This window comes from Shewanella sp. YLB-07 (assembly GCF_009377275.1).
On record NZ_VOQB01000005.1, the window covers coordinates 497,787 to 510,892 of the forward strand.

Sequence of the window (13,106 nt, forward strand, 5' to 3'; positions counted from 1 at the left end):
CAAAATGCGAAGTCGAAACATGATAAATTTCAGCCAATTTAAATGAATGAGCATTATTGCAATACCCTTCGATAGATATCCATCACCCTTTGGGCATGTTCATCAGCTTTAGTGTCGAGTATCTGCGCAGGAAGATGCTGTAAGGCCAGCCTATGACTCTCATCACGAAGAAAGAAGTAGGCTTGAATGAGTAACTGAACATCGATGAGAGGCAAGAGTTCGAGCTCACCTAAGGTTTCAAAAATCCTCACATTATCAGACCAGGTAGACAGCTCATCGTGTTCATGTGCATAGGCAAGCACCAGGTATTGAGCGAGAAATTCTATATCGGCGATCCCCCCTTCACTCTGCTTAAGATCGAACATCCCGGTATCGACTTTTAAAAGGTGTTCACGCATCTTGAGTCGCATCTCCCTCACATCTGTGGCTAAGGCATGTTTATCTCGATTCTGTTCGATAACCTGAGATCTTATCTGACTAAAACGACTCGACAACTCATTTTCACCGAACATAAATCTCGCTCTAACCAAGGCTTGATGCTCCCAGGTCCAGGCTTCCTCTTTCTGATACTGACCAAAGTTCTCAATTTCACTTACTAGCAAACCAGAAGCACCAGATGGACGTAGACGCATGTCCACTTCATAGAGTTCGCCGGATGTAGTGCGGGTGGAGAACAGGTGCAAGATCCGCTGAGCGAGCTTGAGATAGAAATGTCCAATGTCTATGGGTCTATCGCCATCAGTCTCGCTATGCTCTGGATATCGCTCACGGGAGTAGTTATGTAGAAACACCAGATCGAGATCCGATCCATACCCAAGCTCTAGCCCACCCGCTTTTCCATAACCAATGACGGCAAACCCCATATCGCCGCCTTCCAGGTGACTAGGAACGCCGTGACGGCTCGTTACTTGCAGCCAGGCTTGAGTAACGACCTGATCGATAACAGCCTCGGCAAGTAAGGTCAAATGATCGCTCACCTCGCTCACAGGTAAGACTCCAGTGACATCAGCCGCAGCTATTTTTAACTGCTGTGATAGCTTAAATTGCCTCAGAACCTCCATCTGCTGCTCCATATCCTCCTCAGGGACACGCAGTAAATATTGCCTCAATTCACTGCCATAATCATCGAGAGAAGTGGTGTCATATAGCTGAGTCGGATCGATAAGCTCATCGAGCAACATGGGAAACTTAGACAACTGCTGAGCAATCCAGGGACTCGCCTGACAGAGACTCACCAATTGTTGTCTGGCCCCAGGATTCTCATAGAGGAGTTCGAGATAGGTTGTGCGAGTTAAAATCTGATCCAGCACCTTAGACACTGACTCAAAGGCCTTGGATGGAGAGGCTAAATGAGTAAATTCACGCAATAGCCAAGGCATAAGCTTGTCTAAGGTATCTCGTCCACGGGGTCCTATGCTACGCTTTGCTATGGTTTCACGCCATTGCTTAAGCAATGGCCAGAGGTCGGGATCATCTATGGCTTGTTCACTGATCAAACTTTGAGCATGATCGTCTTCCTGGACATTCCAAAGATCTTGAGTCCAAAGATCGGTGATCTCATCTTGCTCATTCCCGCCAACGGTATCATTAAAATGACGATGGATCTTACTCATGGCCGACTCGATATGAGTCCTGAGCTCGGCTTCCGAAGCCATACCCATAGCATGACATAACCGATACCAATCCAAGCCATTATCCGGCAAGGTTTGAGTCTGCTTATCCCCTATAGCCTGGAGCAGGTTCTCGACACGCCTTAACAACAGATAACTCTGCTTGAGCTCATCCACCACCAAATACTCGAGTTGACCTAAGCTGTATAGGGTATCTATCGCCGCAAACAAACTCTGCTGACGCAATGAAGGCTCACGACCTCCACGGATCAGTTGAAAACTCTGAATAACAAACTCAACCTCTCGAATGCCACCTGCGCCTAACTTGATATTGTCGGTGAGCTGTCTGCGTCTCACTTCCTGAGTAATAAGTTGCTTCATCTTACGCAGGGATTCGATAGCTGAGAAATCGATATAACGACGGTAGACGAAAGGCCTTAACATGGAGTGGAGCTCATCTGAATATGCCGTCCAGGGACCAAGTGCCCTAGCCTTGACCATGGCATATCTTTCCCAATCCCGCCCCTGCTCCTGGTAATAATCCTCAAGACCACTGAAACTCACCACTAGCGGACCGCTCTCGCCATAGGGGCGCAGGCGCATATCGACGCGATAGACGAAACCATCGACGGTAACCTGGTGTAGCAGATTGACCAGGCGTTGGCCCATGCGAATGAAGAACTGCTGATTAGCTAAGCTTCTACGTCCTCCCTGAGTCTCACCATGCTCAGGAAAGGTAAAAATAAGATCGATATCGGAAGAGAAATTAAGTTCACGCCCCCCCAACTTACCCATGCCTAACACGATTAAAGGCTGAGGATTTCCTTCACTATCACAGGGGGTGCCGAGTTGCTTGCACATATCTTTATATAGCCAGTCTCGACCGGCAATGACCAAGGCTTCAGACAGGGCCGACAGATCTAATAATGAGTCTTCGAGGCTGACATAACCGAAGAAATCACGCCAAGCTAAACGCACCATCTGTCGATTACGATAACGTCGCAGATGAGTTTTAACTCCATCTTCATTGACGCAGGTCTCTAACAGTTCATGCAATTCTCTATCGAAGACCTGACGCTCCAGGCTGTCGAGCTGCCCATTAAAAAGAGGAGAGATCCAATCCGGATGACGACATAATTGCTCTGCAATAAAATCACTGAGCCCCATGATGCGATAAAGCTCGTCGCTCTGCTGCTGGTTAAGTTCGCTAGGGAGCTGAGGCCAGACTTCATTCAGCCTTTGCCAGTAACGATCTGCGACTTTAACAATAATGGCAGACAAGGGCTTGTTACTGATATTTTCCATTGCAATAATAATCCTTAACAATTTTGGCTGTCGACATATTATGTCTTTGGTGATATAGATATGTCTTAAATGATCTGCTTATGTCCCGAATGATATATATTAGTCATCATCTTGCATTAAGATGAACAGCTAACTGATATCTTAGATAAAACGACTATTTATTATCTCAGTTGAGAGGTTACTATAACCTAAGCAAGCACTATCTTGGGTAGTGAAATCTTGCTCTGAGAATATATAATTCAGTACCACCACATAATAATGGAGAGAACATGGCAGCGATGCTTATGCGTATTCTCACCCTGACATTGCTATTAACCTTAGTCGGTTGTGGTGATGACAGGCCCGACAAGATTGCTCAATTTCAGCAATTAGCCGGCAAGAGAATCGATACCTTGGGCCAGATGCTCAATGACGGCCAGATCCGTAATGCAATGTTACTCAAGCAGTACACGAGTATTATGGGAAGGCAGAATCCGGACATGGCACCACTATTTGGTGAGCTCGCCAAAGATGCGACCACCAAGGGCCCCATGTACACCTCTCTGGTGAGTCGATATCAAGATCTCAGCAGTGCCAGTAACTATGTTGATCTCGATCAGCAGTTAGCCGAAGCCGAGAATATCTATTATGCCGCCGACTCTAGCCTATATAACGATATGATCTCGGACCCACTCAATGTGGTCGCCGACATGTCTAATGGCGCACTCGCCAGAGTGAACTCCATCAGCCGCGAGGCCTCAGCCTTGGCCAACGGAGCCGATGATTTCGGTGCCGGAAGTCAACTTGTGGGTAACCCAGGTTATGGCAGCTGGCAGACAGGTTCTAGTGGCACGTCCTTCTGGGCTTGGTACGGTATGTATTCCATGTTCTCCAATGTGATGCGTGGACCTATCGGTTTCGATCGTTGGTCTGGCAGAAGAAACTACAGCTATTACAATGATGTTGGTCGATATCGATACACCTCACCTAAACAGGCCAGCGCACAAAATAAGACCTTCGAGCGCACCAAGAAACAATTCAACTCACAAGGGAAGAAGTTCGATAGCCCCTATGCCAAGTCACGCTCAGGCTCAACCAGCCTGTCGAGGCAAAGCACAAGTACACCTAAGGCGAGCACCACAGGCACTCGCAGTAAAAGTAGCAGTAAGTTTCGTTCTAATTACTCCAAGAACAGTAACTTCCGCAATTCTAACAGTCGCACGACTCGCGGTGTACGCCGAGGCAAATAGGTAAGGAATTCACATGACATTATTTCAAAACTTCGGCATAACTACAGATCTCGCGATCATCTTAGTAATCGATCTGACTATCGCCATTATTCTGCTCACCTTGATGCGTTACCTACAAGGCTGGACTGCTAAGGTCGATAGCCGTGTCGAACTGGCAGAGAGAGATAACTTTGCCTTCGGTATCAGCACTGCTGGCGCTATAGCGGGCTTGGGTATCGTACTCACAGGAGCCATCTCGGGAGAGGCTGCCAGCTCTTATGCTGCCGAAGCTATTGGCATGAGTGCCTACGGCCTATTTGGTCTGGTACTGATTAAGCTAGGTCGATATCTGCACGATAAGATTGCACTCAATGAGTTCAACAAGGGTGAGCAAATCCTTAAAGGCAATATTTCAGTTGCCATTGTCGATGCCAGCGCCGCGATCGCCACGGCGATTATCATCCGCTCGGTACTCATCTGGGCCGAAGATCTGACTGTCGATACCTTTATCGCCATATTCAGTGCCTTCGCTATCTCTCAGCTAATGCTGGTGCTACTGACCCGTTTTCGTGAGTACAGATATGCCAAGCGTAATCAAGACTCTTCCATGCAAGATGCCTTAGTTCAAGGCCATAAAGCCGTGGCGATTCGTCATAGCGGTTATATGCTGGCCATGGCACTGAGCTTCAACGCCGCGAGTCACTTCATTATCTATAACCCGCAGGCTTACATAGCCAATCTCATAGGTTGGCTAGTCTTCTCGGTGATCATGTTAGTGGCACTCACTGTCTTGATTAAGATAGTGAAGAAGTTAGTACTTTCTAACATCAACTTAGCCCAAGAAGTGGAACAGCAACACAATGTCGGTATCGCTACCGTAGAGTTGGCCATCAGTGTCGCCGTGGCCCTCATTCTCACCAGCTTGATGTATTAAATTAGTTATCTGCTCCACAAATACGGTTAATCATCTGATTAGCCGTTTTATTTTCCTTAATCCAAGAGATACAAGTGACTGAAAAAGCGCTTAATACCGGCTCGTCAAACCAAGAAAGAAAACTCAGCTGGTTTGACGATACCTTACTGCTAGGCATCATGGCCGTACTCGCCGGCTGTGGTTTAATCTACGAATATCTACTCTCCCATTATGCAGGTCGCATCCTTGGAGCATTAGAAGCCGCCATCTATACCATGATTGGCCTGATGATCGTCTCCATGGGCATAGGTGCATTCGCCGCCAGAAAGATACGCTGTGCCTACACAGGTTTTGCCGTACTCGAACTCAGCGTAGCCCTGTGTGGCTCACTAGCCATATTGGTCACTGCCGCCGTTATCGGCTTCGGACAACAACTGCCCCTGATCATAGCCAGCACATTAGGCTTACCGCCGGATCAACTCCCCGAAGGCGGCTTCATCGGCCTGTTACAGCACCTGAGTGAATACCTCCCCTACTTCTGGGGCGTAGTGCTCGGCTTGATGATCGGCATGGAGATCCCCCTCATCGCTCGCGTGCGCCAATCTCTGTGTGATGAGCACCTGATGCACAATGCCGGCACCATCTATGGCGCCGACTACGTAGGTGCGGGTATAGGAGCCGCCATCTGGGTGACCTTTATGCTAGCCATAGATATTCAGCTTGCGGCGGCATTGACAGCCAGCTTTAATTTATTGGCAGGTTTTATCTTTATCTGGCGCTTCTGGGATCGAATCAAGTTCGTAAAGATTTTGTTGGTTGGCCATTTTATCGCATCGGGTATCTTACTCTTGTTGGCTTGGCACGGTCCCGGCTGGGAGCAAAACTTCAATAACTTGCTCTATAAAGATAATGTTATCTATGCTAAGTCGACCCGTTTTCAGCAGCTCACCTTTACCGAGAGATTGAGAGGCAGTGGCATAGCTCCTGTTTATTCTTTGTATATCAATGGACGATTGCAGTTCTCCAGTATCGATGAGCATATTTATCATGCATTTCTGGTCCATCCGACCATGGAAGCGGCGGCTCGCCACGATAGAGTCTTGATCATAGGCGGCGGCGATGGGTTAGGATTAAAACAAGTATTAAAGTGGCAACCTAAACACGTCACCCTGATGGATCTCGATAAAGATCTGCTGGCCCTGTTCACCTCTCACGACGCCGATATGCCAAAGCGATTAAGCCAAACTTTGCTTAAGCTCAATGGTGATGCCCTCAACGATCCTAGGGTCGAAGTCTTGGTAGACGATGCCTTTAATGGCGTAGATAAACTACTGAGGAAAGGTGAGAAATATGATGTCATCATAGTCGACCTACCAGACCCCAGCCATCCAGATCTCAATAAGCTATACTCAGATCTTTTTTATAAGAAACTAAAGGAACTCTTGAGTGCAGATGGTGCTCTAACAGTACAATCAACATCCCCCTACCATGCGCCTAAGGCCTTTATTTCTGTCGGAAAAACCTTAGCACTTGCAGGCTTCGATGTTAGCCAGTACCACCACAATGTGCCGAGTTTCGGTGAATGGGGCTGGAGTATAGCCACTGCATCGGGCAAGAATGCCAAGGCAAGACTGAGTGACATCGAACAGCTGTCGATAACAGATGACTGGCTGACGCCTGGGCTTATCAAGGGCGCTTTCGAGTTTCCAGGGAACTTCTATCAAGATATAGACAAGATTCAAGCCAACAGAATTGGCTCGATGCAGTTATACCAGTACCATCAGCAGGCCTGGAGAGAAAATCAGGGAGTGACACTATTCTGATGACCAGTGACTCGCTATAGCTATCACAGGCAAGCAGCTACAGAAACAAGAATCTAGATCAACATCGAGCTGTCTCAATATTATGGAATGATAAATAAGACAGCTCAGTTTTTACTTATAATTTTTCTAAAAAATAGCACTTGACATATTATGTCGTAATGCTATCTTTAACCCAGACATAATATGTCAAAGAGGACAAATATGAATATCCACAATATTGCTAACCACCTCAATGATCTTGGTGACAAGAGTCACACTGGCCTCCAGTTCGATTGTTACCCAATCGATGGTGAAGTCGAAGTATTACAGGTCAATGTCGTTGGTCGTGAAGAGATACCCGTATTCGTATCGGTAACAGAAAACCAAGTTCTCTGTATTAGTTACCTTTGGGGTGAAGACGAAGTCAAGCAGGAAAGTCGCATGGCGATGTTTGAGACCATGTTGGAACTTAACATCCCGATGCCATTATCATCTTTCGCAAAAGTGGATGATAAGTATGTAGTTTATGGTGCGCTATCGGTGCACTCGGATATGCAGGAGATCGAACAGGAACTTTCAGTTCTGTCAGATAACTGCCTGGAAGTCATCGATGAGATGAGCGATTTCCTCAAGTAATTTTTATATATTTACAACTAAATTTAAAGGAGCCACATCATGGGCATACTAAACAAGATTTTAACCGCTTTCCGTGGCGGCGCCACCGAAGTTGGTCAGACCATAGTCGACGCAAACTCAACCCGTATCTTCGAACAGGAGATCCGTGATGCAGAGAAGCACCTAACCAAAGCTAAGCGTGAATTGACTGATGTTATGGCAAAAGAGATGCAAGCCAGCCGTGAAATCGACCGCTTAAAGCGTTCAGTCACAGAGCATGAAGGTTTTGCGACTCAAGCTCTACAGCAGGAAAATGAAACACTTGCATTAGAAGTTGCCGAGAAGATAGCTCAACTCGATCAAGAGCTAGCCGAGCAACAGTCTGCTAACGACAGCTTCAGTTCTCACGCCGCGCGTCTTAAAGACCTGGTGCGTAAGACTGAACGTCAGTTAACCGACTACCAGCGTCAACTCACTATGGTAAAGACCACTGAGAGCGTACAGAAAGCCACGGCGTCGATAACTAACTCTTTCGCCGGCAGCAACTCTAAGCTGTTAAATGCTAAAGATTCGCTGGAGCGTATCAAGGCTCGTCAACTGCAGTTCGATGATCGCCTGAAAGCATCCGAAGCTTTAGAAGATGAAAACAGCGATAAGTCACTGCATGCCAAGTTAGCTGAAGCCGGTATCGGCGAGCAGAAGTCCAACGCGAATGCCGTATTGGACCGCCTCAAGGCTCGTAAGTAATCGCGATTAGATTTCACATGAAGCTAGATACTAGCCTCTCATGCCTTGACTAAAAGTACAGCGCTTTTCTTTTCATAAAGAAAGGCGCTCTTTTGTCTTAAGCCGCAAATAGTATTTAGCAGGCTAACTATCAAAGCAGTTTTTCCAGTGAATTTTACTAGGGAAATAGCCGCTTAAAATATATTAAAAATCAGGAGTGATGATGAGTTTTTTAAAAGGTCTTTTTGGTAAAAAAGAGACACCCCAGCGTCAGCTAGATCATCCCTCTAAGCTCCTCAAGGGAGATATGATCTCTCTGGATGATAGCTTCGCACTGCCGCCACAACTCAGAGGTCAGCAGCTAAGAGTCGAATCCATCAGTACCTATGAATACCAACGTAAACAACTGACTGAATGGGCACTCAAGGGTCATGGAAATGACACAATTTTCTTGTCTCTCGATGAAGACGATGAAACTTATCTGGCCTTTTCCATTAAGATCAACCGTTCTATAGTTGAGCATATTTTCGATCTCGACCAGTTTGGGACCATATTCGAAGAAGATGAGCAGGCACAATTAAGCACATTAAAGTTACCGAGTGAGTTAGTTTCAGAGTTTTCTCAGTGGCTAGGCAAAGAATACCACCAGGTCAATTTCGCTCAATTTGGTTACTTCCACCGAGAAGATTACCGAGGTAAGAAGCCGCCACAGGATGCCGATGGTGCCACAGGCGATGAATTCGAGTCCTATCATCTACTTGACGAAGATGAGAAATATGCCGTCAATGTGGAAGTCTATGCAGATGGCGATACCGATGTCATGTTAACCTTGTACCGTCCGCTTGCCGATATTCGAGATTATTGGCCCGGGAAATAAGCTCTACAGTTCCTAGGTTCTAGAACCTAGGAACTGAGTTTTAAGAACAATTTTATTGTTAAGGTTAATTTTTAAGGTAATACTGAATGACTAAGAAAAAGAGCTCGCTCCCGGATCAATGGTTACAAAACCAGAAAGCCGCGAAAGCGACTCAGGTGGCGTTCGACTTAGATGAAAAATTTCAGTACTCCATACGTAAAGCCGCACTAGACTCGGGCTTCAGCCCCTCGGATCAGATCCGCACCATCTTAGGACTCTCAGTCACTAAGCGACCTAAACGTCCACGCCTGACCGTGTCTCTCAGTCCTGAAGATTATGTGCTGCTAGCCGAGAAATATAACCTCTCTCCAGAGTCCCAGTTGGAAATAAAAAAACGGGTACTCGACGATCTCATCCACTTTAGCGATAAAAACTAGTACACTCAGTCAGATACCTATGGAGTGTCTCATCGCTAACCTAGCGATGAGATGAAAAACGGATGTATGTGAAATGGCAAATTTAAGTCGATGGTTCCCCGAAACAGAGACTCACCCAACCCCCTTTCAGTTAGCCATGATGGTACTGTCTTTTTTATCGGTCATCGTAGTACTCGTACTCACTTTCGCCAAGACCGAACCTGAAACTCGTCGCTTACTCTTGATGATCGACTTTAGTATCTGCATGATTTTTCTGAGTTACTTCTTTGTTAACCTTTTCAAATCCGACAACAAACTTCTTTACCTGCAACACAACTGGATAGACTTAGTCGCCAGTATTCCTGCCATAGAACCACTAAGACTAGCGCGTTTATTTCAGATCCTAAGAGTAATCCGACTTATTCGAATGACCCACTCGTTAATCGCTCCTTTAGTAAAACAACGAAGGCAAGCAACGTTAGCCAGCTTACTCGTGGCTATGGTCACTATCTTAACCATCTCTTCGGTATTAATGCTGATTGTAGAAAGTGGCGCACCCGATGCCAATATTCACACCGCTGAGAATGCAATTTGGTGGGCATTAGTGACTATTTCAACCGTTGGTTATGGTGACTTCTACCCCGTAACGACTGTAGGACATGTTATTGGCGCCATTGTCATTATCTGTGGAGTCAGTTTTTTTGGTGTGATCTCCGGTTATATGGCATCAATATTTATTGCTCCCGATGAAACCGAGAAGCTTGAAACTCAAAGTGAAGAGATAAAGTGTGAGCTCAAGATGGCTTTAGATAGAATGGAAAAAAACCAGGATCAACTCATGCAAGAGATCACTCTGCTGCATAAGGAGATAAAAGATATTAAGGAAGATAAGGATAGACCCTAGGCGCTAGGTTGAAAAGCTGAGATGACGACCTTTGACCTATCGCTACGCCTATTCGACGGGCTAGACCCTGTTTGAAAAGGTGAAGCAGCAGATCTTGTTGCTGGATGGGGGTTTAGCCCGAGGTTTACGATTATTCCGTTCCCGGCTAAAGCCGGTCCTACACTACAGCGAAGCTGTAATCTGACCGCCATGGATGGTGGGAATGTCGGTTATGTAGGGAACAATAACCGACGTAGATCCACCAGCGCAGCGTCATCTTAGCTTTTTACCTCCAATACGGCTGATTGCTCAGTGCCGATCGCCTCGAGTGCTCCATGGCAAACACCAGACTCTCCTCTTTATTCTGCAGCCAATCCGAGATATCTAAATCCAGCGATTCACTAATCTGAGCCAGCTGTCGATAGGCGGCCAAGGTTCTGATCCCTAAAACCAAATCTTGCCAAGGGGCTCTGAATGCATCTCGGCTCTGCTTAGTATAAAGCTCACCATAAGCCACGCCGACGAAAATACTGTCATCCAAGGCACGAGCGAAGGACTGGTACTCTCGACTGGTCAAGTCGGCTTCCGATGGCATCAAGGCTAAAATCTTCTGCCAGGAGGCTTCCTGCATCTGATCGGCAAAGGTCTTAAGACCCGTTTTAACATTAATGTTAAAATTGACACGACTCTCTCCTGCTCGTATTGCGAACAAGAGATCGACTAAGCTAAGTTGCAAGCTGCCATAACAAGTATCGGTTAGCATCGTCTGTATAAGACCCGAAATAGATAACTGCTGCAGTGATCTTAAGGCCTGCTCAGCTAATTTAGCCTTCTTTGGCTGTCTGGCAATAAGCTGACAATTCTGACTCAATATTTCGGCCAGGCTTAGTCCGGTCTCGACGAAGCCCAAGTGAGCCTCTATACATTCAAACTTAGCGATAAGACTATCGCTAAGCAAGTTAAACTGCTCTAAGGTACATCTAAGCAGTCGTACACAAGCGCGCAGACGATAGCAAAGCATAGGTACTTGCTTCAGGCTATAGGCATCTGTTTCTAATATCATGGCTTCTAGTTGCTGCCAGCGTTCCAGGCCAGTGCTTAAAAGAGAAATAAGTGTCTGCTTGAGGTCTTGGTTTGGTTCTAAGGCGATAAACTCCAGCACCTCCAGACTCAAAGGACTCGATTGAGCCGCTAACCGGTAACCTCGTTGAGCCTTACTCGCCTTGCCTAAACGTACGGGAATGGTTTCGGCGACCTTAATACCTAAGTCAATTAACGCCCCGGTCTTGCCTGTCATTAACTCGAATTCTAACTCACAAATCGGCTCAGATTTTGTTTCACCCTCTCTTGTGACGCTCACTTCGCCAATATCTAAGGCGACTTCCACCAGGCTCTCATCCACATAGATATGCCAAGTTCGCCTCTCAAAATTCGTATCGAACAAACAGGTCAGTTGAGATTGCACTGCTGTAATATTCGCCGCATCTGGCCATATATTTTCAGGAAATAAATTTAAATCGGGCTCGGCTTGATCTATATCAATATTGTATTCCGGTCGAGAATGAATCCCGCCTACCACTGTTCCTGCTGTTTTTATCGTCTGTTCACGCTTACCATCGCAGCCACGAATCCTGAGACCCATGTCCCAACGTCGCAGCTGTAGATCTGGGGTATCGAAATAGCCATTAGACAGAAATCGGCAGGCTTTCTGCTCACTATCTGGTAGACTATCTAGCAGAACAATCAGGGTTTGTTGTTGTTCTAACTGGAAAAATAATTTTAGTTCTATCTCGGCATTCATTCGCCAATTGCTCGCTCTGTAGTCAGGTTTAGATCTGTATTTTTTTGACGCTGGAAAAGCTGTCATCAAAATTTCATTAATATTTAATCAATATTTCATCTGCTAGGTGAAATGTAATATTACTGTCACAAACAATCCGTAGGATTGCGCTTTCCAGTTCAGATATAACTCGTTAGAATAAAAACTGATAGTTTTAATGTAAATCACAGTTTCAATACGCGGTCGCTTGGGTTAACATGCGCCCGCTTTTTCCAACAGTGGAATAACCTAAATAGGTACACGGCAATGCCAGTAAACTCTATTTTGGGCGTGTTTGCAAAATCGCCAATTAAGCCTCTACAAGAGCATATAGACAAAGTGCACCAATGTGCATCGATACTTATCCCATTTTTCGACGCAACAGCTGCAGGAGATTGGGATGAGGCAATAGTACTACGTAAGCAGATCAGTGCTACGGAGCGTGAAGCTGATTCTCTTAAACGTGAGATCCGCCTAACACTTCCCGGTGGTCTATTTATGCCCGTTGAGCGAACCGATCTTCTGGAACTTCTGACCCAGCAAGATAAGATCGCCAACAAAGCAAAAGATATCTCAGGTCGTATCATAGGCCGTCAGTTAGTTGTCCCTCAAGAGATTCAAGTCCCCTTCAAAGCTTATTTGTCCCGCTGCCTCGATGCAGTCGTTCTGGCCAAACAAGCAATCAACGAACTCGACGACCTGTTAGAAACCGGTTTCCGTGGTCGTGAAGTTGACTTAGTCGCAAAGATGATCGCCAAACTCGATAAAATCGAGGAGGATACCGATGATCTTCAAATTAAGATCCGTCGTCAGTTGTTCGCTATCGAAAATGATATGAACCCTATCGATGTGATGTTCCTCTATAAGATAATTGAATGGGTCGGCGACCTGGCAGATCTTGCCGAACGTGTCGGTTCCCGCTTAGAGCTTATGCTAGCTCGCGTCTAACAACA

Annotated in this window: 11 protein-coding genes; 9 read left to right on the plus strand and 2 right to left on the minus strand. The window is 46.1% G+C overall.

From position 1 onward, the window contains the following. Positions 1 to 53: 53 nt before the first annotated feature. The gene (glnE, locus tag FS373_RS14105; protein WP_152829662.1) at positions 54 to 2,915 is read right to left on the minus strand and encodes a bifunctional [glutamate--ammonia ligase]-adenylyl-L-tyrosine phosphorylase/[glutamate--ammonia-ligase] adenylyltransferase; all 2,862 of its coding nucleotides are present in this window, start codon (positions 2,913 to 2,915) and stop codon (positions 54 to 56) included. Between the two features lie 269 nt (positions 2,916 to 3,184). Here glnE and FS373_RS14110 point away from each other — a divergent pair, with 269 nt between their 5' ends. The 8 genes from FS373_RS14110 to FS373_RS14145 all read left to right on the plus strand — a co-directional run bounded on the left by FS373_RS14110 (position 3,185) and on the right by FS373_RS14145 (position 10,355). Then, the gene (locus tag FS373_RS14110) at positions 3,185 to 4,144 is read left to right on the plus strand and encodes a hypothetical protein (protein WP_144048055.1); all 960 of its coding nucleotides are present in this window, start codon (positions 3,185 to 3,187) and stop codon (positions 4,142 to 4,144) included. A 13-nt stretch (positions 4,145 to 4,157) separates the two neighbouring features. Continuing rightward, positions 4,158 to 5,057, plus strand: coding sequence for a DUF350 domain-containing protein (locus FS373_RS14115; RefSeq protein ID WP_144048056.1), 900 nt, complete (start codon positions 4,158 to 4,160; stop codon positions 5,055 to 5,057). Positions 5,058 to 5,131: 74 nt separating this feature from the next. Next, entirely contained in the window at positions 5,132 to 6,859 is a 1,728-nt protein-coding gene (locus FS373_RS14120) for a polyamine aminopropyltransferase (RefSeq protein ID WP_144048057.1), read from the plus strand. A gap of 201 nt (positions 6,860 to 7,060) precedes the next feature. Then, the gene (locus FS373_RS14125; protein WP_144048058.1) at positions 7,061 to 7,474 is read left to right on the plus strand and encodes a YjfI family protein; all 414 of its coding nucleotides are present in this window, start codon (positions 7,061 to 7,063) and stop codon (positions 7,472 to 7,474) included. A gap of 39 nt (positions 7,475 to 7,513) precedes the next feature. Further along, complete coding sequence (locus FS373_RS14130; protein WP_144048059.1) at positions 7,514 to 8,200, plus strand: PspA/IM30 family protein; 687 nt, start codon at positions 7,514 to 7,516, stop codon at positions 8,198 to 8,200. A 202-nt stretch (positions 8,201 to 8,402) separates the two neighbouring features. After that, positions 8,403 to 9,056, plus strand: coding sequence for a DUF4178 domain-containing protein (locus FS373_RS14135; RefSeq protein ID WP_144049107.1), 654 nt, complete (start codon positions 8,403 to 8,405; stop codon positions 9,054 to 9,056). Between the two features lie 86 nt (positions 9,057 to 9,142). Next, positions 9,143 to 9,472: a hypothetical protein gene (locus FS373_RS14140; RefSeq protein WP_152829663.1), complete on the plus strand. Its 330-nt coding sequence runs from the start codon at positions 9,143 to 9,145 to the stop codon at positions 9,470 to 9,472. A 73-nt stretch (positions 9,473 to 9,545) separates the two neighbouring features. Further along, complete coding sequence (locus tag FS373_RS14145; RefSeq protein WP_152829664.1) at positions 9,546 to 10,355, plus strand: ion transporter; 810 nt, start codon at positions 9,546 to 9,548, stop codon at positions 10,353 to 10,355. 265 nt (positions 10,356 to 10,620) lie between these two features. Here the strand turns inward: FS373_RS14145 and FS373_RS14150 are convergent, their stop codons facing one another. Then, the gene (locus FS373_RS14150) at positions 10,621 to 12,135 is read right to left on the minus strand and encodes an inorganic triphosphatase (RefSeq protein ID WP_144049108.1); all 1,515 of its coding nucleotides are present in this window, start codon (positions 12,133 to 12,135) and stop codon (positions 10,621 to 10,623) included. A 285-nt stretch (positions 12,136 to 12,420) separates the two neighbouring features. On the opposite strand from FS373_RS14150, the gene FS373_RS14155 reads away from it, so the two are divergent. After that, complete coding sequence (locus FS373_RS14155) at positions 12,421 to 13,101, plus strand: TIGR00153 family protein (protein WP_144048061.1); 681 nt, start codon at positions 12,421 to 12,423, stop codon at positions 13,099 to 13,101. Positions 13,102 to 13,106: the final 5 nt, after the last annotated feature.

What these genes read in the sequence shown, in the direction of transcription:
- FS373_RS14115 (WP_144048056.1), top strand. Translation starts at nt 4,158, where the DNA reads ATGACATTATTTCAAAACTTCGGCATAACTACAGATCTCGCGATCATC.
- FS373_RS14145 (WP_152829664.1), top strand. Translation starts at nt 9,546, where the DNA reads ATGGCAAATTTAAGTCGATGGTTCCCCGAAACAGAGACTCACCCAACC.
- FS373_RS14155 (WP_144048061.1), top strand. Translation starts at nt 12,421, where the DNA reads ATGCCAGTAAACTCTATTTTGGGCGTGTTTGCAAAATCGCCAATTAAG.
- FS373_RS14125 (WP_144048058.1), top strand. Translation starts at nt 7,061, where the DNA reads ATGAATATCCACAATATTGCTAACCACCTCAATGATCTTGGTGACAAG.
- glnE (WP_152829662.1), bottom strand. Translation starts at nt 2,915, where the DNA reads ATGGAAAATATCAGTAACAAGCCCTTGTCTGCCATTATTGTTAAAGTC.
- FS373_RS14150 (WP_144049108.1), bottom strand. Translation starts at nt 12,135, where the DNA reads ATGAATGCCGAGATAGAACTAAAATTATTTTTCCAGTTAGAACAACAA.
- FS373_RS14110 (WP_144048055.1), top strand. Translation starts at nt 3,185, where the DNA reads ATGGCAGCGATGCTTATGCGTATTCTCACCCTGACATTGCTATTAACC.
- FS373_RS14135 (WP_144049107.1), top strand. Translation starts at nt 8,403, where the DNA reads ATGAGTTTTTTAAAAGGTCTTTTTGGTAAAAAAGAGACACCCCAGCGT.
- FS373_RS14140 (WP_152829663.1), top strand. Translation starts at nt 9,143, where the DNA reads ATGACTAAGAAAAAGAGCTCGCTCCCGGATCAATGGTTACAAAACCAG.
- FS373_RS14130 (WP_144048059.1), top strand. Translation starts at nt 7,514, where the DNA reads ATGGGCATACTAAACAAGATTTTAACCGCTTTCCGTGGCGGCGCCACC.